The 26,814-nt window shown below is 58.1% G+C and carries 26 protein-coding genes and 3 pseudogenes; 18 read left to right on the top strand and 11 right to left on the bottom strand.

What is annotated here, in order from left to right:
* Positions 1-153 precede the first annotated feature (153 nt).
* Together F757_RS0110810 and F757_RS0110815 are read right to left on the bottom strand one after the other, a co-directional pair.
* A complete protein-coding gene (locus tag F757_RS0110810) occupies positions 154-843 on the bottom strand; it encodes a type 1 glutamine amidotransferase domain-containing protein (RefSeq protein WP_027211409.1) in 690 nt (229 codons plus the stop codon).
* Positions 844-1,005: 162 nt separating this feature from the next.
* Positions 1,006-1,311, bottom strand: a complete 306-nt coding sequence (locus F757_RS0110815; RefSeq protein ID WP_027211410.1) for a DUF4148 domain-containing protein — start codon at positions 1,309-1,311, stop codon at positions 1,006-1,008.
* A gap of 175 nt (positions 1,312-1,486) precedes the next feature.
* Here F757_RS0110815 and surE point away from each other — a divergent pair.
* Positions 1,487-2,041 (top strand): annotated as a pseudogene (gene surE, locus F757_RS33345) (5'/3'-nucleotidase SurE); the annotation flags it as partial.
* A gap of 167 nt (positions 2,042-2,208) precedes the next feature.
* On the opposite strand, the pseudogene F757_RS33350 reads toward surE, so the two are convergent.
* Positions 2,209-2,778: pseudogene (locus tag F757_RS33350) on the bottom strand (tyrosine-type recombinase/integrase); the annotation flags it as partial.
* 238 nt (positions 2,779-3,016) lie between these two features.
* On the opposite strand from F757_RS33350, the gene F757_RS37035 reads away from it, so the two are divergent.
* The gene (locus F757_RS37035) at positions 3,017-3,355 is read left to right on the top strand and encodes an immunity protein Imm33 domain-containing protein (RefSeq protein ID WP_084530828.1); all 339 of its coding nucleotides are present in this window, start codon (positions 3,017-3,019) and stop codon (positions 3,353-3,355) included.
* A gap of 87 nt (positions 3,356-3,442) precedes the next feature.
* Positions 3,443-3,739, top strand: a complete 297-nt coding sequence (locus F757_RS33355; RefSeq protein WP_035466637.1) for a YrhB domain-containing protein — start codon at positions 3,443-3,445, stop codon at positions 3,737-3,739.
* Between the two features lie 1,171 nt (positions 3,740-4,910).
* Here F757_RS33355 and F757_RS0110840 read toward each other — a convergent pair.
* Positions 4,911-5,720 carry an aldolase/citrate lyase family protein gene (locus F757_RS0110840; RefSeq protein ID WP_027211412.1) on the bottom strand — a complete coding sequence of 270 codons (810 nt, stop codon included), beginning with the start codon at positions 5,718-5,720 and terminating at the stop codon, positions 4,911-4,913.
* 185 nt (positions 5,721-5,905) lie between these two features.
* On the opposite strand from F757_RS0110840, the gene F757_RS33360 reads away from it, so the two are divergent.
* The 12 genes from F757_RS33360 (at position 5,906) to F757_RS0110900 (ending at position 17,373) form a co-directional block, all read left to right on the top strand.
* Positions 5,906-6,736, top strand: coding sequence for an IclR family transcriptional regulator (locus F757_RS33360; RefSeq protein WP_084530810.1), 831 nt, complete (start codon positions 5,906-5,908; stop codon positions 6,734-6,736).
* A 140-nt stretch (positions 6,737-6,876) separates the two neighbouring features.
* On the top strand, positions 6,877-8,211 hold the full coding sequence (locus F757_RS33365) for an MFS transporter (protein WP_198021381.1): 1,335 nt from the start codon (positions 6,877-6,879) through the stop codon (positions 8,209-8,211).
* Positions 8,212-8,305: 94 nt separating this feature from the next.
* Positions 8,306-9,109: a fumarylacetoacetate hydrolase family protein gene (locus F757_RS0110855; RefSeq protein WP_442856636.1), complete on the top strand. Its 804-nt coding sequence runs from the start codon at positions 8,306-8,308 to the stop codon at positions 9,107-9,109.
* Between the two features lie 5 nt (positions 9,110-9,114).
* Positions 9,115-9,918: a 2-oxo-hept-4-ene-1,7-dioate hydratase gene (gene hpaH, locus F757_RS0110860; RefSeq protein ID WP_027211414.1), complete on the top strand. Its 804-nt coding sequence runs from the start codon at positions 9,115-9,117 to the stop codon at positions 9,916-9,918.
* A 14-nt stretch (positions 9,919-9,932) separates the two neighbouring features.
* Positions 9,933-10,319: a RidA family protein gene (locus tag F757_RS0110865; RefSeq protein WP_027211415.1), complete on the top strand. Its 387-nt coding sequence runs from the start codon at positions 9,933-9,935 to the stop codon at positions 10,317-10,319.
* A 26-nt stretch (positions 10,320-10,345) separates the two neighbouring features.
* Positions 10,346-11,212 (top strand): amidohydrolase family protein, encoded by an 867-nt coding sequence (locus F757_RS0110870; protein WP_027211416.1) that lies wholly within the window; start codon positions 10,346-10,348, stop codon positions 11,210-11,212.
* A gap of 15 nt (positions 11,213-11,227) precedes the next feature.
* Positions 11,228-12,253, top strand: coding sequence for an amidohydrolase family protein (locus F757_RS0110875; protein ID WP_027211417.1), 1,026 nt, complete (start codon positions 11,228-11,230; stop codon positions 12,251-12,253).
* 11 nt (positions 12,254-12,264) lie between these two features.
* Positions 12,265-13,119 (top strand): amidohydrolase family protein, encoded by an 855-nt coding sequence (locus tag F757_RS0110880; protein WP_027211418.1) that lies wholly within the window; start codon positions 12,265-12,267, stop codon positions 13,117-13,119.
* A gap of 31 nt (positions 13,120-13,150) precedes the next feature.
* The gene (locus tag F757_RS0110885; protein WP_027211419.1) at positions 13,151-14,008 is read left to right on the top strand and encodes an HpcH/HpaI aldolase family protein; all 858 of its coding nucleotides are present in this window, start codon (positions 13,151-13,153) and stop codon (positions 14,006-14,008) included.
* Positions 14,009-14,043: 35 nt separating this feature from the next.
* Complete coding sequence (locus F757_RS0110890) at positions 14,044-14,937, top strand: phosphate ABC transporter substrate-binding protein (protein ID WP_027211420.1); 894 nt, start codon at positions 14,044-14,046, stop codon at positions 14,935-14,937.
* An 81-nt stretch (positions 14,938-15,018) separates the two neighbouring features.
* Positions 15,019-16,038 carry a porin gene (locus tag F757_RS0110895; protein ID WP_035466639.1) on the top strand — a complete coding sequence of 340 codons (1,020 nt, stop codon included), beginning with the start codon at positions 15,019-15,021 and terminating at the stop codon, positions 16,036-16,038.
* A gap of 60 nt (positions 16,039-16,098) precedes the next feature.
* Positions 16,099-17,373: an MFS transporter gene (locus F757_RS0110900; protein ID WP_035466640.1), complete on the top strand. Its 1,275-nt coding sequence runs from the start codon at positions 16,099-16,101 to the stop codon at positions 17,371-17,373.
* Positions 17,374-17,422: 49 nt separating this feature from the next.
* Here the strand turns inward: F757_RS0110900 and F757_RS33370 are convergent, their stop codons facing one another.
* A complete protein-coding gene (locus F757_RS33370; RefSeq protein WP_232221387.1) occupies positions 17,423-17,794 on the bottom strand; it encodes a DUF4148 domain-containing protein in 372 nt (123 codons plus the stop codon).
* Between the two features lie 71 nt (positions 17,795-17,865).
* Here F757_RS33370 and F757_RS33375 point away from each other — a divergent pair, with 71 nt between their 5' ends.
* The 3 genes from F757_RS33375 to F757_RS0110920 all read left to right on the top strand — a co-directional run bounded on the left by F757_RS33375 (position 17,866) and on the right by F757_RS0110920 (position 20,057).
* Positions 17,866-18,957: an MFS transporter gene (locus F757_RS33375; protein WP_084530812.1), complete on the top strand. Its 1,092-nt coding sequence runs from the start codon at positions 17,866-17,868 to the stop codon at positions 18,955-18,957.
* Between the two features lie 342 nt (positions 18,958-19,299).
* Positions 19,300-19,782: a DUF2778 domain-containing protein gene (locus tag F757_RS0110915; RefSeq protein WP_027211423.1), complete on the top strand. Its 483-nt coding sequence runs from the start codon at positions 19,300-19,302 to the stop codon at positions 19,780-19,782.
* The gene (locus F757_RS0110920; protein WP_027211424.1) at positions 19,779-20,057 is read left to right on the top strand and encodes a hypothetical protein; all 279 of its coding nucleotides are present in this window, start codon (positions 19,779-19,781) and stop codon (positions 20,055-20,057) included. The genes F757_RS0110915 and F757_RS0110920 overlap by 4 nt, the downstream gene beginning before the upstream one ends.
* 228 nt (positions 20,058-20,285) lie before the next feature.
* Here F757_RS0110920 and F757_RS37040 read toward each other — a convergent pair.
* The 6 genes and pseudogenes from F757_RS37040 to F757_RS33390 form a co-directional block, all read right to left on the bottom strand.
* A pseudogene (locus F757_RS37040) lies at positions 20,286-20,402 on the bottom strand (DUF746 domain-containing protein); the annotation flags it as partial.
* Between the two features lie 391 nt (positions 20,403-20,793).
* On the bottom strand, positions 20,794-21,669 hold the full coding sequence (cysQ, locus tag F757_RS33380) for a 3'(2'),5'-bisphosphate nucleotidase CysQ (protein WP_084530816.1): 876 nt from the start codon (positions 21,667-21,669) through the stop codon (positions 20,794-20,796).
* Positions 21,666-22,301 carry an adenylyl-sulfate kinase gene (gene cysC, locus F757_RS0110930; protein WP_051376741.1) on the bottom strand — a complete coding sequence of 212 codons (636 nt, stop codon included), beginning with the start codon at positions 22,299-22,301 and terminating at the stop codon, positions 21,666-21,668. Before cysC ends, cysQ begins: the two co-directional genes overlap by 4 nt.
* Before the next feature lie 53 nt (positions 22,302-22,354).
* Positions 22,355-24,370, bottom strand: coding sequence for a class I tRNA ligase family protein (locus F757_RS0110935; protein WP_198021382.1), 2,016 nt, complete (start codon positions 24,368-24,370; stop codon positions 22,355-22,357).
* A 37-nt stretch (positions 24,371-24,407) separates the two neighbouring features.
* Positions 24,408-25,478 carry an NAD(P)/FAD-dependent oxidoreductase gene (locus F757_RS33385; protein WP_084530818.1) on the bottom strand — a complete coding sequence of 357 codons (1,071 nt, stop codon included), beginning with the start codon at positions 25,476-25,478 and terminating at the stop codon, positions 24,408-24,410.
* On the bottom strand, positions 25,451-26,746 hold the full coding sequence (locus F757_RS33390; RefSeq protein WP_051376743.1) for a lysine N(6)-hydroxylase/L-ornithine N(5)-oxygenase family protein: 1,296 nt from the start codon (positions 26,744-26,746) through the stop codon (positions 25,451-25,453). The genes F757_RS33385 and F757_RS33390 overlap by 28 nt, the downstream gene beginning before the upstream one ends.
* Between the last annotated feature and the right edge of the window lie 68 nt (positions 26,747-26,814).

A 26,814-nucleotide genomic window follows, 5' to 3' on the forward strand; every position in this document is an offset into this window, starting at 1 on the left:
TTCGCTCCCGAATGGACCCAGGTCGCGCATTGCGACGGGCTCGATCGAGCCGGCTGCGCGATCATGGCGATCTGCGCGATCAGCTAACTGGCTCTCTGGTGAAAACGCCGCGCGCTTGCCCGAAGGCAACGCGCGTCGGCAGACAGGCGGCTTTTATTGCGCGGCGAGCACCGGGTGCTGCATCAGAATGGCGGCAGCCGAGGACGACGAAGCCGGGTTTTGTCCGGTAATGAGCAGGCCGTCGGTGACTACATACGGAGCCCAATCGACGGTCTTCGAATAAATGCCGCCCTTGGCCTTGAGTTCGTTTTCAACGAGGAACGGAACGATCTCGGTGAGCCCCACCGCGGCTTCTTCCGAATTCGTGAAGCCCGTCACCTTCTTGCCTTCGACCAGCGGCTTGCCATCCGCGGTGGTGACGTGGCGCAGTACGCCCGGTGCATGACACACGAGTGCAACGGGTTTGCCGGCGGCGATGAACGACTGGATCAGCGCGATCGAATGCGGGTCTTCGGCCAGATCCCACAACGGGCCGTGGCCGCCAGGATAGAACACCGTGTCGAAGTCCACCTGGGAGACGCTGTCGAGCCGCACGGTTGCCGCGAGTTGCGCTTTGGCCGCCGCGTCGTTTTCAAAGCGGTGTGTCTGGTCGGTCTGATTGGCCGGCTCGTTGCTCTTCGGATCGAGCGGCGGCTGGCCGCCCTGCGGCGAGGCCAGCACGATCTCGGCGCCCGCGTCCTTGAACGTGTAGTAAGGCGCCGCGAGTTCTTCCAGCCAGAAGCCGGTCTTGCGGCCCGTGTTGCCCAATTGATCGTGCGAGGTCAAAACCATCAGTACTTTCATGTCGTTCTCCAATGCGTGATAGGTCAGTTGCGAATTTGAGTTGCGAATTGCCGGCAACGCTGTCATGACGACACGGCTATGCAGTCAGTGCTTCGCCTCTGCAATCGGTTAGGGCGCAGCAAGGTCCGTTCATTTCGTCGTGACATCATGCGCGGCGTTGAATCAACGGCCGGAATACAGAGACCGGACGCTGTTGGTCGCCGGTGCGCCACTGGCGGACGAACCGCTGCTTACACCGCCGAAGCCGCTCGCGGACTTTTCCTCCGCAGCCACACGTGCAGTGGCGGCCTCGATTTGAGCCGGATAGAACGCTTGATCGCCTTGGCCAGCACGGTATCCAGCCTTCTGGAGTTGCACCAGTTCATGGCGAACCTGCGCACGGGTGACCTGATCATTCGACTGAGCGAACGATGCTGCGGGGATGGCAAGGGCGGCGGCGACTGCAGCAGCATTGATGAGCGATTTCATGATTTCTCCCAAAGGTTGTCGTTGAATAAAGTGGCGAAGTAACTGTGCTTGCAGCAGCGGGACAGAAGGAAAGCTGCTGCAGTGGTGTCACTTTAAGCAAACGAAAACGAGGGAAGAAGGCGTCTTGTGATCCTATGAGTGACGGTCACAGGCAGAAGCATCGTGGAGCTAGACTGCGCACGAAGTCTGGGTCGTTGCACCCGTACACGACCAGAACGGAACGTCGCATTCCATAAGCCTGAATTCGCCGCTGCGCATTTCGCGTCAGGGGCAGCGGCGCTTCGGCAAGACGCGCCCGGCGATTGCGTCGTAATCGCGGTGCGTCATCCGATGAAGGCCGCACCACCTACGCTCGTTTTGTCGGGCATCAATCGCGGCACGAACTTGGGCGTGGAGACAATGTTCTCCGGCACCGTCGGTGCAGCGATGACGGGCCTTCTGCTCAGCCTGCCTTCTATCGCGCTCTGTAAGACGTTTAGCGGCCGCCATAGCGTGCGCTGGGACACCGCGCGTGAATCGCGCCCGGTGTGTGATCCGCCGGGTGCTCGCCATCTCGCATGACACGCCCACATGTCTCAACGCGAACCTTCCAGATTGCGATGCCTCGGCCGCCGGACCACTGACCGTGACACGGCGAGGCATCGGGCTGGTGGAGGGCATCGAAATTGCGCCGAAGGTCGATCCACGCGGCATCGATTATTTCTGGCTGCACTTCCAGCGCGGACCGCGATATGTCGAACGACCGCTCGTGGCCGACCGTCGCCTTATGACATTCGCGTAGCGGGCCGGCACCTGGGACTGCAGAGTCGCCATGAGCACCCGCTCGCTTCGAGGAGGCGGTAATTCACTGGGTGGAGTTCGGCCAGTAACGACAAACACAACGAATAACGAACGGTCTCGCACTGTGCTCTCGAGCTTCGTATGCCCCAAGAGCAACTGAACCGCGCGCAGGTTCTTAGTGCGTCGATATATCAGGGCTGCCTTCGTGCGGCGCATCGTGTGAGTGCCGTACGCGGCGTCATCCAGTCCGATTGATGCGACCCAACGATGGACGATGCGTACATACTGGCGCGTCGACACGTGGGCTGACGCGTGCAGGCGACTGGGAAACAGATAGTCGCCGGGCTTCAGCCCCCGTGCGGAGATCCAGGCCGCGACCGTCTGCCGGGTTTGCTTCGTGATTTCGAACTGGACTGGTCGCTGCGTCTTCTGCTGCATGAAGATCGCTCGCGAGACCACGTGACCTCCCATGCAAACGTCCTGAACCTGCAAACGGGTCAAATCGCACGCCCGAAGCTTGCTGTCGATTGCAAGGTTGAACATCGCCAGCTCCCGGGCGTTCGACGACATCTGCAGTCTTGTTCGGATCGCCCATATTTCTCGAAGCTTCAACGGGGGCTTCTGGCCGGTCAGCCTGCCCTTGTTCCACGGCACCCGACGAGCGCCGGAAGATTTAAGCGTTTCCATGACGATCTCCTCTTCAGCAAAAGGGAGATCGATTTTGCTCTTGTGGAGCGGTCAGTCTTCGACCCGTTACGGCCAGACGAACATCTCCAAAGCGGACGGTCAGTCGAACCATGGGTTTTCGAACGGAGCGCCACAAAGCGGCCGATGGCGAACTCACGAAACCGGCCAACATGAGACATCGAACAAAGCCGGCAGGATCGGCGACAATCCGGTCTAGATGAAAATATTCCGCGCTACCATGTGCGACAAACAAAGACACGTTTGTCAAAGATTCGGCGCAGGCTACATGCCGCCCGAGGCGAACCAAAAGGTAGGGATCTCGCTCGCATCCCTCGAGCATTTACCGCTTCACGCGGTTAGGCTGTCTCCCGGGAACGGTACGAGCGGTTGGTATATCTACGGTGGCGAGTACTCACCAGATGCTGACTTCTACCAGCCGCTTCATGTCGCTCACTTGACCGAGCGTTGTCCAAACATCGTTCCTTACTTGGCACTGCCGCCGGGATGGCGTGTATTGCTGGCGCCGGACTATGAGGATGTCTGGTTCGACGGTGAACTCCTCAAAGAACGACATTGATAGCCTGTAACGGCCGCAATCGGCCGCTCGACTTCAGTATCTGGATTGGTGACAATCGGTTCGTACATACATCCACACTAACGTCTGATGGAACTAACAGCCGAGCGAGCAAAGGAAGTTGCCCAACGTGCTATCACCAAGGCAGGTTGGGAAGGCTGCGACGCGGTTGTCGTCGACGAATACACCCGGGAGTTCGATGTCGGCTGGGTCTTCTACTATCAGTCAGCTCGTTTTCTCGAAACGGGAGAATCTGGTTTCTCGCTGGTCGGAAACGCTCCCATCTTTGTTAGTCGCGTGGGGGAGTATTCCGCCTTCATCAGCTACCTTAGACCCGTTGTCGAATCCATTGAAGCCTTCCGCGTCTGCGGAAACGCAAACGCGTAGTCAACAATGGCACATACGGCGCAAATTCTTGACTGACCGTTTTGGGGGCGAGCGAAGGGCTGCTCAGGGTCGGTTTCTGCCCGTCAGCACACGGATAGATTTCCGGGGGGGGGGCAGCGCGACCTCCGAGATCCTTGTGGACTGCTAGCGCGCACGTTTCGACGCGCCGGTCCGTGGGCCGCGATGCCCACTGTGCGCGTCAATTGAGCGACATTGCGACTTTTGCTTCAGTCCGCGGGGGCGGGAATCACCACGCGGGCGGGGACGTGCAGAAAAGCGAGTAGGCGACGCTCGGCGTTCTCGCGCTGATGCAGCGGGGCGCTCCGCTACTGGGCGTCGTGAAGCGTGGGAATCTTTGTGAACGTGGAGAGCGACTCGGCGTTCAGGGACCAAGCCATTAATCTCACGCGTTCGTGAGCCCCCATCAGCGTGAGCTCTGCGACGCACCGCGCAGCTTTGACAGTTCAACGGGCGCATCGCTGTAACCGATCCCGTTCCCATCCGCGAGCAAATAGGGACGCCCGCGCGGCTTGGGGCCACGAAAGACCACTTCAGACATAGGTTCGACGCGTTGGGGCATGGCCTAACACCTCGCTTTCGCGTATGCGCAAGTGTTACGCAAAAATCGTTGATACCCTCGGTACCTGACAGTCGTCGGTGGAAATAAAAAACCCCGTAAGACCTTAATCTTACGGGGTTTCTCGAACTTCTTCGGCTTACGCCGGAACTACTGATGGTGCCAGGAGAGGACTCGAATATTCTGTGCAAGTAATTGAATGCAAATTATTTTTGTGATTCGCGGTGACTGCGTATACTTACCCGTATACGCAAAAATGTCGGACGGCAACGGCATATTGTCAGATCGACAAACGGTCACGAAATTGCGAGACTGGTGGGCGTTTCGCGGACGATCTGATGTTCGCTCTTTTATGAGAGGGGGCGCGGTTGGTGCGCACGCCGTCGGCCGGATGCGGCCATGAAGAGTCGTCCGCACGCGAAAGCATCTGGACGTCACGATGTCGGCTATCGTACGCTGAGCCGACATCCGTGATGAACAGTCGCGTGACACGCGACAAGCACGACGCGCGATTCCGGTTCTGTACTTCTGGATAGACTGTACCCGCCACGATCGTCGCCACGCTTTTCGCGCCGCTAAAACTTTGATCGGCAGTCAATACCCACCTTTGCTTGCGCTCACGGCACTCGCATCTTTTATGTCTTTATAGACCGCGATCAGTTTGCTGGCTGCTGCAGTCAGTAGGCTCACGTCAGTCCCGATAGCCACAAATGTTGCGCCAGCAGCCAAATACTCGCGCGCGTGCGCCTCGTTCGGCGCAAGCACGCCTGCTGCTTTCCCCGCCTGTCGAACCAGCGCGATACCGTTTCGAATTGCCTCACGTACCGGCTCTGCGCCAGCCTTGCCGAGCAAACCCATCGAAGCGCTGAGATCGGCCGGTCCGAAGAACACACCGTCTACACCTTCGACCTCTGCAATAGGCGCGAGATTGCTCAGCCCCGTCGTTGTTTCAACCTGGAGCAGCACGCAGATCTCATCGGCGGCTCGGCTCAAATAATCAGGAACGCGATTCCACCGCGACGCCCTTCCCAACGCTGCGCCCACGCCTCGTACGCCATGCGGCGGATAGCGCGTTGCGGCAACGGCCTCACGCGCCTGCTCGGGCGTGTCGATCATCGGCAAGAGGAGTGTTTGTGCGCCGATATCAAGCAGTTGCTTGATCAATGCGGTATCACTGCGAACGGGCCGTACCACCGCGTGCGAGCGATAAGCTGCCATGGCTTGCAACTGCGCAAGTGTGCTACGCAGATCATTCGGCGCGTGCTCGTTGTCAATCAACAGCCAGTCGAAGCCTGACGATGCCAAGGCCTCGGTCACATAACCGTCCGCGAATGCGGCCCATAACCCGAATTGCGGAATGCCTTCGGAAAGGCTTCTTTTGAAACTGTTGAATGGAAGCTCCATGTTTGTCCTCGTGAAGTAGCGACCGCGACGCCCCACAGATTAGTGGGCTAACTCGCAGGGGCGGCGTCCTCTCTACCAAAATTGTCCACTAGGCGGAAAAATGTAGGATATCTCCGCATGCCTCAAACGCCGACAACGGGCAATGTTTCATCTTGAGAGATCAATCACACGCGATGACGAGAGCTATGGCAGAGAAGAAAGGCGCACGGGAAATCAAGAAGGAAGACGAGGAATCGTCCAGCGTACGCGTGATAGGCCGCGCGTTTCAGGTGCTCCGCATTCTGGCGCTGGGCGGCGAGCGCGGCGTGAGGTTGACTGACGTCGTGACCTATTCCGGCCTGAGTCATCCCACCGTGCATCGCATCTTGCAGACGCTGATTTCCGAGGGCGTCGGAGAGCAGGATATCGCCACACGGCGTTATCGCGTTGGGCCGGAAATCGGCCTTCTGGGGCTCAGTCGGCCAGCGAATTTCCCGGTGCGCACCGCCGCTGAGCCCTACCTCGCGGGACTGGCGAACGAAATTGGCGACACTACTTTTCTGACCATCCGCGCCGGATGGGACTCGGTCGCGATCGAACGAAAGACCGGTTCGTATCCGATTAAGGTGCTCGCCATCGATGTCGGCACCCGTCGTCCGCTGGGTGTAAGCATCGCGGGCGTCATGTTGCTCGCTTCGATGCCGCGCGAGGAAGCGGATCACATTTGCGACATGAATGCCACGCGTCTGCCGCCGGACGGGCCGTCAATGGAAATCATCCGTGCCCGGGTCGAAGCGGCGCGGCGCGATGGTTATGCCTATTCCGAAGAAGGTGTTCTGCACGGCACTCGGGCGCTTTCTATTCCCGTTTTCGACGAAGAGGGCAAGACCGTCGCCGTCATCGCGGTCGCCGCCATGGCGGAGCGCCTCGCAGAGCCAGAGTTACCGCGCATCGTCAAAGCAATGCGAAACAAGGCCGCTCTCATTACCAAAAGACTGACGGAAATGCAGCGAGCCGGGCGCGCACGGTCACGCTGATCTGCAACCAGGCGCGCTTCGAAAAAAATCCACCCTGCGGAAATTAGTGCGGTTTTGCGATGGCCCCCGATTCCTCGAAATGGAATCATCAAGCCACACGAAACGACAGCGCAACGATGATTGCGCCGTAGGAGACGCGCATGAACGACACCGCCGCCACACCTTATGCCCCCGCGCAACGACTGGGCATCATCGTGTCGTGCATGCTCGGTTTCGCGCTGGATCTCTACGACGTGCTGATCATGCCGTACCTGATGCCGTCGATTCAGCGCTCCATGTATGTGACGCTCGGCGAGGCGGCCAGTATCACCACCATTACCCTCGTTGGTTCGGTGGTCGGCGGCGGATTCTTTGGCTGGCTCGGTGATCGCGTCGGGCGCAAAGCGGCGCTGCAATGGACGCTTGCGGTGTTCGCAGCGGCATCGGTCGGCTCCGCCTTTGCATGGAACTTTGAGACGCTTGCCGTGCTGCGCTTCATCGTCGGTGTCGGATTGGGCGGTGAGTGGGGCGCCGGCATGGTGCTGTTCAACGAGGTATGGAACCCGCAACGGCGGGGACTCGGCACTGCGCTCATCCAGGGTTCGGCGACGCTTGCGGGCGCGAGCGCGTCGATCGTCGGCTTGTGGGCGGTTCAGACGTTCAGCGTCGATTGGGGCTGGCGCGTAGGTTTGCTGACGGGTGGCGCACCCGTCATCCTCGTCGTCTTCATTCGGTTCTTGATGCCAGAATCACAGGCATGGGAACAATACGACCGGGCGCGCCGCGCGGGTCTGAAGCCGAGCCAATCCAACACTTTCGCCTCAATGTTCAGCGGTCGCCTCAAGGCGATCTCAATCGCATCGGCCGTGTGGCTGACCGCTTACATGTTCTGCTATTACGCCGTAGTCGTGTTTGTGCCGAGCCTCATGCTTAACGTGCTGAAGACACCGCGAGATGTCGTGCGCATTTCGACCGTGGCGGCGGCCATCGTGGGCGGCGTCAGCTACATCGTGATGGGCTGGCTCAACGATCGCTTGGGTCGCCGTTTTGGGGCGCTCGCGCCGAGCGTGTGTTGGCTCCTCGCACTAAGCCTTTTGCTGGTGGCGCCCGATGCCCGCTACGCCGGATCGTATTTGACCTGGCCGATTTTCTGGCTGCCGATTGTCTTCGCCATCGGCAGCAGCGCGCTCGGTGTGGTTGGCGCATGGCTTTCGGAGCTATATCCGATCGAAGTGCGGGCGACTGCGGTCTCGACGATCTACATGTTCGGGCGTGCGGCCGGAAGTCTTGCGCCACTGCTCGTGCCCCTTGCCGCCGCAGCATTCAGCCATGGGCTACAGCGCGGCATGTTGATCGCGCTGCCGGCTGCCATCGTTTTCATCGTCGTGTCCTTCGTGTTGCCGGAGACGCGCGGCCGCCGACTGACAGCGGGCGCGGCTGAAGCCGAGCTCGCCACGCACCCTATCCCTCAGCTCGAGAACGGCCAGCGTCGTTAGACACGGCTCCTCATTCAACGACCATCAGGAACAGGTTATGAAACTTCTACGCTTTATTTTGCGCGATGGCGACGCACTCGCGCGTACCGGCGTCTTGCTCGACGACGGCATCGTCGAAATCAACGAGGTCGCGACGCTGGACGACCTGCTCGCATCCAACGACCTGGACGCAGTCGTGCATCGTGCAATCGATGCGGCGGGCGCATCACGCATCCCGCTTGTTAACGCGCAGTTGCTTCCGCCGCTGAGCGCGCCGCAAAAGATCTGGTGCATCGGGGTGAACTATAAGGAGCGCAACGAGGAGTACCAGGACAATTCGGACCTTCCGCGCTATCCGAGCCTTTTCGTGCGCAACGTGGGCTCCTTCGTCGGTCACGACGATGCGCTGATCCGCCCGCGCGTCTCCGAGCAACTCGACTATGAAGGGGAACTCGTCTTGGTGATTGGCAAGCCAGGGCGCCATATCCCGCGCGAACACGCTTTCGAGCATATCGCCGGCATGATGCTCGCCAACGAAGGCTCCGTGCGTGACTGGCTCAAACACGGCAAGTTCAACGTCACGCAAGGCAAAAATTTCGATGGATCGGGGAGCCTTGGCCCGTGGATCGTGACCGCCGACGAGTGCGATCCTTCGGCCGAACACGCGATTCAGACACGCGTGAATGGCGAACTTCGCCAGAACGATACGACCGCGCGCCTCATGTTTCCGTTCGATATGCTGATCGCCTACCTGAGCACCTTCGCCACGCTACAGCCGGGCGACCTGATCCTCACTGGCACGCCGACCGGAACGGGGTGGCGCCAGGATCCGCCGAGCTGGCTCAAGCCTGGTGACGTAGTTGAAATTTCGTCGCCTGGCATTGGCACTCTCCGAAACACCGTGGCTCAGGAGGCGTGACCGCCATGCTCGCACCCGAAATCATTAGCCGCCTGGCGCAATCGCTCGAAGAGTCGGAGCGCAGCCGCAAACCCATCGACATCTTCTCGCACGCTCATCCGGACATCACGATCGAAGATGCCTACGCCATCCAGGCGGAATGGATGCGCATCAAGTGTGAAAACGGCCGCTCGGTGATTGGTCACAAGATCGGTCTGACCTCGAAGGCGATGCAGGATGCCGTGGGAATCGACGAACCCGACTTCGGCGTGTTGCTCGACGACATGCTGGAGTACGACGGCGCCAGCATCGATGCGTCGCGCTTTCGTGCACCGCGCATCGAAGTGGAACTGGCGTTCATTCTTGACAAACCGTTGTCCGGCCCCGGCTGCACGTTGTTCGACGTGCTGGATGCCACGCGCTATGTCGTGCCCGCATTGGAAATTCTCGACGCACGTCTGCATCGAGTCGATCCGGTGACCAAACGAGGACGCAAGGTCATGGACACCATCGCAGACAACGCGGCGAATGCCGCGCTCGTGCTCGGCGCACGGCCCTTCAAAGTGCACGACTTCGATCTGCGCTGGATTTCCGCGCTGCTGTACCACAACGGAGCCATCAGCGAGACCGGTGTCGCGGCTGGCGTGCTCGGACATCCGGCCTTGGGCGTCGCATGGCTCGCAAATCGGCTTGCACAACATGGCCAATCTCTCGGGAAGGGCGAGATCGTGCTTGCCGGATCGTTCACACGAATGATCGATGTCGCGGCAGGCGATGTGATTCACGCGGACTACGGTCCATGCGGCTCGATTTCATGCCGCTTCATTTGACGAGGAAGAACGACATGTCTCGCCGCAAAAGCATCTACATTCCCGGCTTCAAACACAAAAACCCCATTCCGAACGCATGCGTGATCGACGGCGTGCTGACGTCGGGAATCATCCTCGGCGTCGATCCGCGAACCGGCGAGATGCCACCCGAAATTCAGGCTCAGTGCGCCAATATGTTCGGTCATGTTCTGTCAATCGTCGAGGCCGCCGGCGGCACGCCGGATGACATCGTCAAGATGACCGTTTGGCTACGTGATCCTTCTCAGCGACAGCCTATCAACGATGAGTGGATCAAGTTGTTCCCGGATCACGACGACCGACCCGCGCGTCATGCGCTTCCTTTGACCGCTGACGGTCCATCACTCGTGCAATGCGACGTGATGGCGGTCTTGCCGCGATAAATCAACGGATCTCTGGACCTACATCCATGTCAGACTATTTGCCGTTCGACCCGAATCCGCGCACGCCGTCGAAGATGCCGCCGCCGCTTGCCTGCGACAGTCAGTTCCACGTGTTCGGTCCCGCCGAGCGTTATCCGGTATTGCCAGGCGCAGCGTATGAGATGCCTGGCGCGACGATCGAACGCGCGTTGCATCTGCATTCGGTGCTGGGTTTTACGCGCGGCGTGATCGTGCAGGCCACCACTTATGGCGCGGATCATCAGATCGTGCTCGATGGGCTCGCTGCCGCCGGCCCGAACTATCGTGGCTGCGCGAATGCGGTCGTGCTCAAGGAGCGTGACGACGCCTACATCGAGAAACTGCACAATGCTGGCGTGCGTGGTGCGCGCTTCTCGCGAGCAGGGCTCGGGCCATCGATGGACGAGAAAGACATCGAGCGAGCGCTGGCTCGTGTGAAGGAACGCGGCTGGTATGTGAAAGTGCAGCCGGAGCCGGGCGGCATCGCATCCACGATTATGCCTTTCCGAAAGCTGAGCGTGCCGCTCGTGATCGATCACATGGGCCGGCCGAATCCCGACGCGGGCGCCGCCGATCCGTCGCTGAAGGTCGTGCTGGAGATGCTCTCCGAAGGCAATACTTGGACGATGCTCTCTCTCGGCGAGAAAATTACGAAGCAAGGCCGCCCTTGGGATGACGTGCTCCCGATCGCGCACAAGCTCGTCGAGGCGGCGCCGAACCGTTGCATATACGGAACGGACTGGCCTCATCCAGTGTCCCCGAGGCAGCCGCCCAACGATGCCGATCTGCTGGAACTGCTCTATCGCTACGTTCCGGACGAGGCAACGCTCAAGCGGGTTTTGGTGGATAACCCCGCCGAACTCTTCGGATTCTGAGTCAAGGAAGACAAGATGATCATCGATTGCCACGGTCACTTCACGACGGTGCCGGCGTCCTTCAAAAACTGGCGTGCGAAACAAGTCGAACATGCAAGCGATCCGGCGAACGCGCCATCGCGCGATGAGGCTCGCGTCAGCGACGACGAAATACGCGACGCCATCATCAACGGTCAACTCAAGCTGCAACGCGAGCGCGGCAGCGATCTCACGCTGTTTTCCCCCATCGCCGGCCTGATGAGCCATCATCTCGGTAACGAGCGAACCAGCCTCGAATGGGCCGAGTTGTCGAATGACCTGGTGCATCGCGTGACCGAGCTGTTTCCGGACAACTTCGCGCCGGTTTGCCAGTTGCCTCAGTCGCCGGGCGCGGCACCCGCTCATTCGGTTCCTGAGTTGCGACGCTGCGTGGAGCAACTGGGTTTCGTCGGCGTCAATCTCAATCCCGATCCGAGCGGCGGATACTGGACCGGCAAGCCGATGACGGATCGCGAGTGGTATCCGCTCTATGAAGCGCTCGTGGATCTGGACGTGCCCGCGATGATTCACGTTGCATCGTCGTGTAATGCTTGTTTTCACAGCACAGGCGCGCATTATCTGAACGCGGATACGTCCGTTTTCATGCAGGTTCTCCAATCCGACCTTTTCAAGGATTTCCCGACGCTGCGCTTCGTGATTCCGCACGGCGGAGGCGCGGTGCCCTATCACTGGGGGCGCTATCGAGGCATGTCGCTGGAGATGCGCGAGCGGCCGCTGGAAGGTCTGCTCGACAATATTTTCTTCGACTCGTGTGTCTATCACCAGCCCGGAGTGGAGTTGCTGACGAAGGTCATTCCGTCCGACAACGTGCTCTTCGGCTCCGAGATGATCGGCGCGGTGCGTGGCCGCGATCCGTCCACCGGCCAGTATTTCGACGACACGAAGCGGTATATCGACGCGTGCCCGGCATTGACCGACGAAGACCGCTTCAAGATTTTCGAAGGTAACGTGCGGCGCGTCTATCCGCGCCTCGACAAGCGTCTGAACGCGCGCGGCAAGTAAGGACACCGACTATGTCACAGATCATCGACATTCATCCGCACATCATTTCCGACGACGAAGGCCGCTATCCGCCCGCGCCCCTGTTCGGCAAACGCTCCGAGTGGTCGAAGGAACGGCCGACAACGGTCGAAACGCTAATGGAGCAGATGGATCGTGCGGGCGTCGCGAAGGCGGCCGTTGTACATTCATCGACCACATACGGTTTCGATAACAGCTACGTGGTCGACGGATGCGCGCGTTATCCGGACCGGCTCGTGGCAGTCGGCTCAGTGGATGTGCTTGATCCGAACGCGCCAGACGCGATCCGCAGCTGGGTCGACCGCGGTCTGGTCGGTCTGCGTCTCTTCACGGGCGGCCGTACGCAGGCATTCGATGCGAGTGTGCTCGAAGATCCGCGCGCTTATCCGGCTTGGGAGCTGTGCGCGGAACTCAATCTGCCGATGTGCATCACGACTAGCTCGGCTGGACTGCCTGAGGTCAAGGCGCTTGCGAAACGCTTTCCCGATGTCGCCGTCGTCATCGATCACATGGCGCGCCCTAATCTCAAGGACGGGGCGCCGTATCGTCAGGCACAAGGTTTCTTCGAATTGGCTTCGTTTGAAAACGTGTTCCTGAAGATCACGCCGAAGAACTGCGAGGACGCGCGATCGGAACTGGCGACACCTGAAACCTTCTTTCCGAAATTAATCGACGCATTCGGCGCGCGTCGGCTGGCTTGGGGGTCGAACTACCCGACTTCTCCGGGCACGCTCGGCGAGATTCTTCGAAGCATGCAGGAAAGCCTCGCCTGCGTCAGTGAGGAAGACCGGGAATGGATTCTAGGCAAGACAGCGCAGCGACTCTATCCGGCGCTTTGCCAACTTTGAAATCGACAGCTTTCACGCAAGGACGTCAATCATGAGCGGCGCGCGACTCAACAGCATTATCCGTGCATTCGAATCCGGCAAGGCGGCACTGACGGCGTTTTCGAAACTCGACAAACAAACGGCCATCGAGATGAGCGATGCGCCCTATGACGGCATTGTCTTCGAAATGGAGCATAACCCGTATGATGTGGCGGCGCTCGGCGATGCCTTGCAATACATGTTGAACCGCAAGGAGATCGCGATCTCGGGCTCTATTTCGCCGCGCGTCACGCCGATTGCCCGCATTCCGTCGAATGGCGTGGAAATGAATCAGGCCTTCGCGAAGCAAGTGCTCGATCGGGGCTGCTATGGCGTGGTGTGGCCGCACGTGTCCACGGTCGAACAGGCGTATAACGCCGTGGCCTCCTGCCGTTATGCCCGACCGAAAAACGCGCCGCTGTACGAGCCGAAAGGCGTTCGCGGCGATGGTCCTGGAACGGCGGCACGCTATTGGGGACTCAATGTCGCCGACTACTACGCGAAAGCGGACGTGTGGCCGCTGGCTCCGCACGGAGAGATTCTCGTAGGGCTGATGTGCGAAAGCGTCGAGGCGATCGAAAACCTCGACGACATTCTGGCAAACGTTCCGGGGATCGGACTCGTCCTTATCGGTGAAGGCGATCTGAGCCAGCAACTCGGCTATCCGCGTCAATACGAACATCCGGAAGTGCTCGGCGCGATGGCCAAAATCGTCGAAACGTGCAAGAAGCATGGCGTGGTCGTCGGACATCCCCACGTGACGTCGAAAAATCATCAGCGCGTGCTGAGCGAGGGCTTTCGCTTTCTCATGTCAGCGCCTTCCAGGAGCTACGGCATTGTCAGCGAGACGCGAGAACTCGCTGGCTATTGAGGCGACTCGCTCTCACTCATCAACGGATAGTAGCTATGTCAACAAGTCAGGAAGTGCCGACCTTGCGCGTCAATCTGGACGTGCATCCTATCTCGAAGGCGATGCGAGACGGCCGCGTGAAGTCGGACCTTGTCAATCTGGAGTATTGCGGACCATCGCCCGCGCACAACGGCTTCAAGTCGATGCTGCAAGAGAACGGTTTCGATGCCGGCGAACTCGCCATCGTCACGTTCCTTCAGGCAAAGGCCTACGGCAAGCCTTTCGTGCTGTTGCCCGCGCCGATTCTCGGGCGGCTACAACATCATTGCGCGGTCTACAACTCGACGTTCGGCGAGCTCGAGCCGAAGGATATCGAAGGAAAGCGGGTAGGCGTGCGTTCTTACGCACAGACCACGGGCCTGTGGGTTCGAGGCATCTTGCAGCACGAATACAACGTCGATCTCGGCAAGGTTCACTGGATGACGCTCGAAGACGGTCACGTTGCCGAATATGTTGATCCCGCCGATTGCGAGCGCTTGCCGCACGGAACGTCCATCGCGCAGCGCATGCTCGACGGCGATCTGGCCGCAGCCTTGCTGGGAGCACCGGACATGCCGAAGAATGCAGCCGTGCGCACGCTGATTCCCGACGCGCACGCTGCCGCGAAAGATTGGTTTGCACGCGAGGGCGTTGTGCCCATCAATCACATGTTTGTCGTGCATGAGGAACTGTCGAGGCAACGACCCGACATCGTGCGGGACATTTATCGCATGATCGTCGAGAGCCGTGAGCTCGCGGAAGGACTTCCGCCGATTTTTCCGCCTATCGGACTAGAAGCGAATAGAAAGAACCTGGAACTCGCCATCGAATGGGCGTCTGAGCAGAAAATCATCCCACGCCGACTGAACGTTGACGATCTGTTCGATGACGTCACGGGAGCGCTCGGCTGAATCGTCACGCGGCTGTGAGAGCCGCTACGGTTAGATATCGATTAGTGGTACAAAAAATATAATGATTTCGGAGACAGACAGATGATCAAGCAAATTTCAATGATCCTTGCCTTGGGATCGTTCACCGGTATTGCATGCGCGCAATCGAGCGTGACGCTCTCGGGCGTGCTCGACGGCGGGATCCGCTACACGGATTCCAAAGCGGGTAGCACTTATTCGACGAACAACCGTGGTTGGTACAGCTCGAATCGCGTCATATTTTCAGGCAGTGAGGATCTGGGCGCGGGTTGGGCGACGTTCTTCCGGCTGGAGACGGGATTCTTCCTGGCGACCGGGCAGTTGGACAACACGAACGATGTACTATTCAATCGCGCGTCGTATCTTGGCGTGCGCGGTCCGTACGGGACGCTGATTGCGGGTCGTCAGTTCACCATCGCGCACGATGTCGCATATGATTACGACCCGTTCAATCTTCTTTATCCAACCCTGATTCCTGTGTCGGGAGCGTCAGCGGGCTTTCGCGTGAGCAACGACGTCAAATACATTGCGAAGGTCGGCGGGCTCGACGTTCGGGCCGAGAACTCGTTCGGCGGCATGGCGGGCAATTTTAATGCCGCCGCGATGCGTGGTGTAGGCGTCCAGTACAAGTGGAACTGGCTCAAAGTGGGCGGTGCCTACGAGTATCGCGACATTCAGCAGGGCACCTCGACGGTTTATCGGCCAAACAATTACTACACAATCGGCGCCGAATTGACCTTCGGCCCCGTGCGTTTTGCAGGCGGCTATATGAACGAAAATCAGGTGCAGGCCGCTCCGGTGTCCGACGTTCGAACGCTGAACTATTGGGGTGGTGCGACTTACGACCTTAGTCCGTGCATCCGCTTAGGCGCCGCGTACTACGTTACGGACTTGCCGAATCAAAGTGGCAAGCGAAGCCTCGGCGTCGGGAGTGTCACGTATGCGTTGTCGAAGCGGACCCTGCTGTACGGGGAAGTGGATTACACGAAATACGGTGGAAGCTACATCACGAACGCATCGCTGAATGCACAGAAGATCCCGCATCAGATCGGCGCGACAGTTGGTCTGAATCACGCTTTCTAAGGATGGTCTGGGAAGGGGGCTTGCATGGCGACGGGAGAAAGCATGAATAGGAACTTAGAAATGACGGCAACAAGCGAAAGAGTACAAACGTCGACCGACAGACCCTGGACCATCCTCTTGTTGCTCACGGTCGGATGGATGATCTCGTTCATCGATCGCACGAGCCTGTCCTCCGCGATGGCAGACAAGGCATTTATCCATGAGTTCGCGTTGACTACTGTGCAGCGCGGATGGCTCGGATCGGCGATATTTTGGTCGTATGCGATATTGCAGTTGCCCATGGGCTGGGTCGTCGATCGATTTGGCGTTAAGTGGCCTTACACGATCTGCTTCGCCCTGTGGTGTCTTGCAGCCGCCGCCACCAGTCTGACGCATTCGCTTTCTTCGCTTATCGTCGTGCGTCTGCTAATCGGTGCAAGTGAAGCGGTGGTGCTCCCTGCCAGCTACCGATTCATTGCGAACAACTTCAAGGAGTCGCACAAGGGAACGGCGACCGGGGTGTTTTCGCTGGGCGGCAAGATCGGGCCGGCCATCGGTGCGGCAGTGGCGGCGTGGCTAATCGTGGCCTACTCGTGGAAAGCGATGTTTGTTATCACCGGATTGCTGGGCCTGATCTGGTTGATGCCGTGGCTCGCGATGGCCAAAAATGATTTCCCCTCGAAGGAGCAACTCGCGCTGGCGAGGCGTCGTGCGACGAGTGTTCCGCTGAAAAATCTGCTCGTGAGTCCGGTGGTCTGGGGCGGATTCCTCATGACCTTCTCTTACACCTATTTTGTGTTTTACTGCGCGACCTGGATGCCGTCCTATCTGGTCGAGCAGCGCGGCCTCAGCCTCATGAGGTCCGGCCTTCTGACCTTCGTCAGCTTTATTTCCGTCGCCATTGTGGCTGTGGTGGCAGGTTGGGCTGCGGATCGCATCATCGCACGGGGAAAAGATCCACTGATCGTGCGCAAGGCTTTCGTGGTGACGGGCGCATTGGGCGGCATGACCGTGATATTTGGCGCGTATGTGGAGTCGCAGCAGATGGCATTGTTCTGGAATGTCGCATCGCTATCGCTTGCGGGAATTGCCACTGCGAACAATCTGGCGCTCTCAAAGCTGACGTTGATCCCAAAGCCCGCGGTCGGCTTGAACACCGGTTTGCTAACGATCGCAACGAGCCTTGCGGGTGGGGTGTCTGCGAGTCTATGCGGTTGGCTGCTGCATATCGGTGGTGGCAGCTACACCTTGCCGATGCTGTCGGTCTGTGTCTTTCTCTTCATTGGCGCAGCGAGCGCGGTGATTCTCATGCGACGCGAATGGGCGCCGAAGGTGCGCGACGAAGCAGTCGTCTAAATCGGTTATGCGCGCGTCGCGGCGCGCTCTCGATGTGAGCAATGAACGATCATCGACCCGAACGCACCGTACCTTCCATTTCGGGTCCATATGCCGCGTCTGCGGCTTTTTGCTTGGACAACGTTGCTTCAGCTGCCTGCAGACGATGCGGATACAGCGGATCGTTCACCAGGGGACTATAGCCAGCTTTCTCCAATTGCAAGAGATGCTCATGCGCCTGGCTGCGGCTGAGCGTTTCGTTCGATTGAGCGTGCCCGAGTGCCGGAAGTGCGAAGAAAAGCGGAACGAGGAATTTGGGCAATGAACGCATGGTTGACCTTGATCTGAAAATTAAGCTGCCCTGTGCAGCGACAAGATCAGTGTAGGGGAATACCCGATAAGGGAAAGCTCTTATCCAAAAGCAAATGCGCGGGATGTCCACTCAATGGATTTTCTAACGATGCGAGTAAGTTCGTGCCCGGCTTTTCACGGTGGCTGGATGACAGAGCGGCCATGAACGCACGTGTGCTTCGTTCTTTCAGTTCACTGCGAATATTCAATTACCGGATATGGGCGATGCGTGCGTTCGTATCCAGCGTCGGCACATGGATGCAGCGCACCGCGCAGGACTGGCTTGTCCTGACGCAATTGATGACGCATCACAATGCATCGGCAATCGGCACGGTAATGGCGCTCCAGTTCGGGCCACAGTTAATGCTCCTGCCATGGACAGGCTTTGCCGCGGATCACTTTGACCAGCGCAAGCTTCTCATGATTACGCAGGCGACGATGGGCGCGCTCGCGACGGCGCTCGGCGTTCTCACGGTCGCAGGTGTCGTCCAGTTGTGGGAGGTGTATGGATTTGCTTTCTTGTTCGGATGCGCGTCTGCGTTCGACGGCCCGGTGCGGCAGACATTCGTTGGCGCACTCGTCGGAGACGCTGATCTGCACAATGCCGTGGCGCTCAGCTCGACATCCTTCAATGCTGGAAGAATGTTCGGCCCGGCTGTTTCTGATCGGCACTTTCGGGCGAACTTTCCCATCTTCATTTCTACAATGGCGGTCGGCGTGTTTCACGCTGATGCGCGCGGTCACGGCCTGCTGACTTCGATATTGGCCATCGGCACGATGTCTGGCGCGTTACTGGCAGCAGGCCGCGAAAAACCCCGCTTCAGTGCCTTGGTAGTCGGTGCCGCAATCTTCGGGTTGGGCTGTGCGCTTGCGGCACTCGCGCCAGGTTACTGGATGTTCGCAGGGGCGCTCGTGGTCATCGAGGTGGCCGCGCTGACATTTACCAATACAAGCACGAGCTTGATGCAGATATCGACCGAGCCCGCGATGCGCGGCCGGGTGATGGCTCTGCGTTTGGGCATTGCGTTGGGAGGCACGCCGATAGGCGCGCCCATCGTTGGGTGGGTGGCAAATCACTATAGTCCCCGATGGGCGTTGGTCATTGGAGCGCTCTTGGGCTTCGCTGCCGCAGTGCTGGGCATAATCATGCTGAGGCGCTGGACTCTTGATCCAAGATCCGAGCGCACAAGTGCGCGGCACTTCAACAGACGAGCGGAGTTGAGATTCTCCGGAAGCCTATCCCCATTTCAGTAGCAGGGATCCGATGGAGAGGCCGTGTTGCAAGTCGCTTGAGTATCTTCCCCGACAAGGTTCAACGGTTTGCGTCTATGCAAATTGCAGCTTGAGCGTCCGTTTGCCTCGGAAGCGGCCAGCGCGCTCACGGGGCTCGGAGCGTCCGTTCAGGGTCGCCAGACGACATAAACACCGGAAGAGCAGTTACGATCTCGCCAAAGTCGAGCCGGAGAATTACCTCGTCGCATACTAGGGCAAGTGATCGATGCGGACCGCATATTCTGCGAACGACTACGTCGGGGCGATTGCGCAAGCACGGCCATTTGTCATACCTTACAGCAATCACGGATTCAAAGGACAGGTATGCCAGCGCAATGCACGTTTGCACTTAATGGACAAAAGGTCTCGACGCTCCTATGCAGTGGTTTTGGTGGAGTAGCGGCGTTCTCCGGCAATAAGGATCACGTCGATAACCCAGCAGATACGGCTGCAGTGGGTGCCGGTCCGATCCCGAAGGGTCGCTACTACATCGTCAAGCGCGAGACAGGTGGGCGGCTTGGGCGAGTGCGCGACCTCGCCCTGGATATGTGGTCAAACAGCAACCGTGGGAGTTGGTTCGCGCTGTACAGCGCAGACGGCAAGATTGATGACTGGACTTTCGTGAACGGCATAAAGCGCGGCAATTTCAGGTTGCATCCGAACGGCCGCTGGGGTATCAGCGATGGCTGCATAACACTCCCGTCTCAGGCGCAGTTCGACCGTCTGAGCGCCTACCTCCTGTCTCAGCCGCCAGCAATGATTCCCGGCACGGATATCCCTTACTATGGAACGGTGGACGTGCGATGAAAGGTCTCCTGCGCGTGGGCCTTGCGGCCCTGCTCACTCCACTTGTCTTCATCGGCCTTTCGCGAATTGACCCGCTTGCTCGCTGGGTTGGCAGCGACGCCGTGTGGACTGCCCTGACACCGTTATTTCGTACATTCGGCGCAGTTGGCACCGAGGGCGAAGAAAGCATAGTGCTCTGCGTGCTGCTCGTCGTCAGCTTCATCACTGCGGCGTTCCTCGTCTGCATTGCATCGGTGGTGATTCAGAGGCAAAGACAGCGCCAGGCAGCGCGGTAAGCGCTCCGCGATGTTCCCGTGAGCATGCTCTTTCTGTTGCGCCCAACAGGAGGGCGGCGGTTGTGCCTGCCGGACGTGCGCTCTGTAGGCTTGCAGCGCGTCGATGCCGACGTCGAGGAAGCCATTGCATCGCGTACAGCGGAACAGAGGCCACTTTAGTTCAGCCGCCGTCTGCTTCCTGCAGTGCGGGCAATCCATCAACGGTCGCGGAGCTTTAAGACCAAGCCGCACTCGCCGCTCAAAATTCCCCGTCGCATCCAGTACGAGCAACCACTCGCGGAATCGCCTGACCCAAGCTTTTACTATTTCGGATGTCGTCCCAAGCTCCTTCGCGGCATGCGCAAGCGGCCGGTGCTGCGAAGCAGGGTCCTACCCGCCTGCCGGCCCATATGTTTTTACACAACCTCGGCCACTAACCGACTTGCTGCCGACGCAGCGCCCCCTGCAGCTGAACGTCAGTAATGGCCGAACTGCCGTATTTCAATGCCACTCCGCGGAACTCAGTTGTACCTCGGAAGCCGCCCGATTTGTCATGTCGAGTTGATCGGCCGCAGTGGGTCGCGAAGCGCCGATCGCGGTTAGGGGGCCTCCGTACCACTGCGGACTCCGGTCCTTTCCCACACCGGTCCGGCGGCGCAAACGAAGGACGCGTCGATGCTTTCGTCAGCTTGCGCCGTAGAATGGCGGTCACACGGCCTGCCTCATTAACTCTTTCTCCGACCATCGGCATTGGAAGCTAGTGTGCAAAAGGCAAATCCGAGGACGGCGCACATGCATGGGCGTCGGTCGACATTGCGCCACGCTTGTTACCGGCCAGCGCGGACGATGTGAATATTGGTCGCAACCGAGAATCGCCAAACGCGATAAATGCCGGGTTGACAATCGGCCTGTCTAAGCCGTAAAGCAAGGCTCGACCAGATAGGTCGGCGACGGTTCCGCCAGCTGACTCAAGTATGCATTGGCCCGCCGCCGTATCCCATTGACAAGTAGGTCCAAAGCGAGGATATACGTCCGCGCTGCCCTCCGCGATCCGGCAGAACTTCAGCGAGCTCCCCACGGCATTAAACGTATGACTCAAGTGCAGGCGCGCCAACCAATCTGTGACCTCGTTCACGTTATGGGAGCGGCTACCAATGATCCGCAAAGGAAGTACAGTTCTGCCATGAGAGATGCCGAGTGCAGTCTCCACACCGTCTTTAATTTTCCAAGCTCCAAGCGATGTCGCCGCATAGAAGACCTCGCCTAGGGCCGGCGCCACAACCACGCCAGCAACTAGCACTCCACCATCCAGCAAAGCAATATTCACTGTAAATTCTGCGTTGCCATTCAAGAATTCTTTGGTACCGTCTAGCGGATCTACTAGGAACAGACGCTGGTTACCGAGTACAGGCCTAGCTGCCGACTCTTCCGAGACAACAAAGACATCGGGGAACGCCGCGCCTAGTCGCTCTCGGATAATCGTGTCAGCGCGAACATCCGCTTCTGTGACAGGCGAGTTATCTTGCTTGAGTGTCGGCGGTAGGTGACGATTGTAAAACTTCATGATTTCATCACCGGCCGTCTCGGCGGCCATACATAATGCGTCCAGTTCGCCACGTTTCAACGAATTCATGATTCTAGCGCCTTTATATATTGCACAACTTCCTCAACGCACGCGTGTGCCGGATGGCGTTCGGTGAGCAGATGCAATTCCGGACGTTCCGGCCTTTCGTACTCGCTGTCGATACTGGTAAAGTTAGCTAACTCGCCACGGCGCGCTTTAGCGTATAGCCCCTTGACATCGCGCCGTTCACACTCCCGCTGAGATGCGTCCACGAACACTTCCAAGAAGTGCCCTTCGTCGAACAATTGCCTCGCGAGCTGGCGTTGTCGTGCAAGGGGCGAGATGAATCCCGCTAGTACTATTAAACCCGCATCGACCATGAGCTTCGCCACCTCGGCGACGCGCCGGATGTTCTCATCTCGGTCAGCATCAGAAAAGCCGAGGTCACAACTTAGGCCATGTCGAACGTTGTCGCCGTCGAGCACATAAGTATGCTTGCCTTCGGCATGCAGGCGCTGATCCAGCAAATTGGCGATGGTCGACTTGCCGGCGCCCGAAAGCCCCGTCAACCAGATACATATAGGGCGTTGCCGCTTTTGTGCCGCTCTAGCCGCCATGTCCAGCCGAAAGGGATGCCAATGAATAGAGCGCTGTATCGCAGCGTCACTTTCGTCTTTGGTTGCAGAGTCAAGACTTGTCATAGTCAAAGTTGGCAGCAAGTTAAGCACATGGATGGACGGTGTAGAGGCTGTCGCTACGCGAGCGCCGCAGCAGGGCTGTCGACGGCGACATCCGGCGCAATACTTTCGAAAAATGTGCACGACGCAAGCGTTATATGTGCTCCCGAATCCACCATTTCGACGGCGTTTGGCCAACCTTCCAAATCTATGCCACCGAGCGCCTCTGCAAGCCGAGATGCAAACATTGGCATGAGGGGCGCTGAAACGTGGGCCAGCAGTCGCGCGGTTGCTAACTCGAGCGTGACGGCCGTCCGATACTCGTCGTGTAACGCTGTATCGTGCCGAATGCGTTCGCTTGATGTGCCAAAACGATACGCGTCGTTTATTAGGGCATTCAGTTCGTTGACGACATTGTTCAAAGAAAACTGGTTCCCATCGTAGAACGCAGAAATGGCACCCAAACGCGCCTGCAAGGCTTTCTGGTAGCCAATATGACCGGCCGTCCATCTTCCTGCCTCGGGCGCTAGATTCCCGAAGTCGTTCAACCGCGCGCCAAGGGACGACAACCAGCCTTGCCACTGCTTTACAAGCACTGTGTCAACCGCATGGCGAAACTCAGTCATCGTGAAGTTTGTTCTTTCCTGTTCGCCGCGAGTCCAGCCTAGGTAAAAGCGAACGGCGTCGACCGTTTCGGGCCGAAGAATCTCTTTACCCCAGATTGCATGCCGGCGACTCGTGGAGAATTTCAGCCCATCCAGCAGGTAGAATTCGTTTTCGTTGTAATCAATGTCGCAATGCCAGTGCGGGAACGCCAGATGATAGAGCACCGGGTACAGGATGGAGTGATAAAAGCTGTTGTCATACCCAAAAAAGTGAACGATTTTCCAGTCTGCCTGTGGGTCGTTCGCATGCCATCCCATGCCTAACCGTTTCCCAAGCATCTCTATACCGTGCAGGAATCCGTACGCCATTTCTGGCCAGACCCAGATCACCTGATGGCCCTCAGTGCGCTCGAGCGGAGGGATGCCCCAGGCGGCCGGGTGAGTGATGGGGATCACAAATTGATCGCGCTTCATCACTTTCGCCGCGAGCTCCTGCAGTCGGGGCGACACTTTCGAGCGTTGGTGATGTTCCGCCACTACAGACTTGAACTCGTTGAGGGTCAGGCAATAACGCCGCACGTTCTTCCGTAGGGGCGCTTTATCAGATAGCTTTGACCGAGGTGAGGCAAATTCCACACAGGTGTTTGGCTCGCCACACTGCTCGCAAATATTTCCTCCTGAAGGTTCACCGCAAGTCGGACACTCTCCGCTTACGTCGACCTCATAGAGGTAGGCCCCAGTCTCGCCATCAACCAGCGCTGGCGTCGACATTTCCTCAGCCCCACTCGCGACTATTGCTGAGAAAAAAGCCTGCAAGCCGCTAGCGTAAAGCTCATCCTGATCGGTAACCGTGTACTGGTCGAGATGGATTCCCATCATCCCGAGCGTCGCTAATATTTCGCTCGAGTAATGAGCCGCCACGGCACGCGGTGTTGACCCTTCATCCCGTGCGCGGCCCACAACATAGCTCTGGTAGTCGTCACTGCCGCTCAGGTGATACGCTCGGATGCCTTTTGCCCGGAGATACCGGACGTACACGTCTGCGGCGAAGTACGGTCCAGAGAGATGGCCGAGGTGGAGGTCACCGTTCGGCGTTGGAGGCGTTGAAAAGACGAAAACGGGTCGGTCGGCCATGCGGGCCGCGGCGTTGCTCTCAGCTGCCTCGGCCCGGGCCGCGGAATCACGCCAATAGAGGTCCACGAACTGCAGATCTGACGTCCCGGTGTTTCGAATGACATGCTCCTCAAACGGACGGATAAAAACCACCGAGCCCCCGCATATCGGATGCGTTTTTCCTTCCGAAACAATTTCACCGCTGCCCGATATGATGACGAAAGCTTCGCTTTCATCATGCCGGTGATGAGAGGATTGCGTTCCAGCTTTTACCACCCCATACGACGGAAAAACCGAAGCGCCGCTGGCAAGCCGGCGTTCGCCAACCGACCCAAGTTGAATACCGAACGCGTCGCGGAGTTCGGTTGTTTCCATTTGCGTAATCCACATACGATTGACTCCACGAGCATAGTTATTCGAAAACAGCACGTACCGCTTCCATCGCTATCGCCGGCGCTAACCGGTACCCTGACCCATTCGCCGCCCCTGCGAAGACGAGATTTCCCGTGACACCGACAGGTGCGATGATGGGTTCCCCGCTCGGGCTGTAGGCGTCGACGAACACCCGGCCCGCGCACACGTTGCGACCCAATGGCCCTGCATAACGGTCCAGCCACTGCTGCGCCTCCGCCATCTCGGCGTTTGTCAGGACGCAACTACGGCTATCATCTGGCGAGACGTTCCATTGGTTGCACGTATAGCTGAACAGCCAGTGACCGCGGTACGGGAAAGGCACCATAAATACATCGTCGATGGGAAAAAGAATCGGGACTGCCATGTCTGGCGATCCATCAAGATGTAGTGCGACAACCTTTTTGCTACGAATTTCAAGGGGTTTCGTGTAATCACGGAACACACCGGCATTTGCCCATGGACCAGGACATAGAACAGCTTTATCCGCCTGGAGATTCTTGCCCGTTGATAGTTGAATCTGAACGCCGTCGCGTCGCTCGTGGATAGCGTCAACATTGACACTCTCCAGAATGGATATGCGCCTCCTCAGCCTTTGCGCTAGCATTTGAACCAGCGCAGAGACATTCGCTACTTGACAACCGGGCATACGCCAAACCTTAAAGCCATCAGGAATACTAACCACTTTCACGTCGACATCCTGTCTCACCGAATGTTCCTCAAGCCCAATACATCGCTGCATCACCTCTAAGGCATCCTTGGATGCTGCAGCAACAAAAAAATTTACCGCGTAGATTGGGAGTTCGCTATCGCTCCTGACTAGGGCGGAGTAGTAGTCGGCACTTTCGACACTCATCTTCCGCACATGTGAACTACGTCCGACCGGGAAGTGCACTCCTGCTGAGAACCTCGACGCTCCTGACCCAACGAGGGACCTATCGACCAGCGTGACATGGCATGTCGGGTCGGCTTCTAGGAGACGGTGCGCGGTCATACATCCCACGATCCCCCCGCCAATAACGGCTATACGGTTCTGCGACATTTTCAAGCTCCTTGCAGGTCTCGATGACATTGATGCAGATCACTTGGCTTATGCCAATCAATGAGCGAATGTGTGCCGATGGGAAGTCGGTCGGCGGTATTCATCATTCTGTTGATCACCGTCTGCCCACGCCATGCGTTCAAACTTAGATTCGGATCTGCAAGTCCCCGCTGGCTGCGGGCTCCGTTTAGCAGAAAGATATGGCGATTAGTGGGACCATCCCACTGCGCACCGAAATACCGATCGATCTTGATCTCGTCCCCACTACGTTCCAGTCGGTGCGCCAAGGCCCCCAAGAACGACATGTCGGCAGGTTTGAAACCTGTTGCCCATATCACTACATCGGCCGAATAACGCTCGGGCGCGCCGTCGTGAAGCCGCACTGTCCACAATGTCCACCCCCGTGAAGCAGGCTCGATGTTCTGCGCCTCACGGTACGGTAGCAGCTCCACATTCAGTTCGGACTGCTCAATATGACGTAGCGAATAAATGCGTTGATAGATGTTGCGCAGTGTTTGTTCCGATATACCGTCACTGGACAAAACATTTCTATTGAGAAACGACCGTCTGAAGTCAGGCGATTGTTGATAGAAGAACTCTGAATGTGAAGGGGTATAATATTCGTTGGTGAAAGGTGAGTCATCAATAGGGTAGAAATTTTCCCGCCGCGACACCCACTTGACACTTGCAGGCGCATCGTCTTGATTCATGCGTAACAATGCAAGAAGCGCTTCCGCGCCAGATTGACCGCCACCGACAACTATCACGCGTTTCCCCGAAACGGTACGAATGTTATCCGCGATCTCGCTAACATGAAACTGCCCGGGAGAATTACTGGCGAACGATGGGAGCTTGGGTGTTGTACCGACTCCGATGACAACGTGTTCCGATGTTACGCGATTCCGCGTTGTGTTAACGACGAATTTGTTGTCGACAAACGAGATGTCTATAACAGCCTCACCAAATACGACATTTTCGTTTGTCTGGGCGGCCCACCGGAGGTACGTTGCGAACTCCCTCCTTAGTAAGCTCTCGAAACGTGCATTCAAGAACTGGTAGAGGCGCCCATGCTCGTGAAGGTACGAAATGAACGAGAAGCGGTTCGTTGGATCTGCTAGTGTCACCAAATCCTTGAATAGCGAGACTTGCAGCGTCACATCTTCTAGCATCATGCCATCATGCCAATTAAACTCTGGCTTACTGTCAAAGAAGACATTAGTGACTGGCGACTTGTAAAGCAAGGATGCGACGCTCAAGTTGGAAGGCCCGCAACCCACACCCACACAGTTGAAGTGCATAACGATTGGTCCAATATGTTTGCGTGTACAAGCATCGAACTGATGCAAGCAATGCTACGCCAATATGT

The sequence above is a fragment of the Burkholderia sp. WSM2232 genome (assembly GCF_000472545.1).
GTDB lineage: Bacteria > Pseudomonadota > Gammaproteobacteria > Burkholderiales > Burkholderiaceae > Paraburkholderia.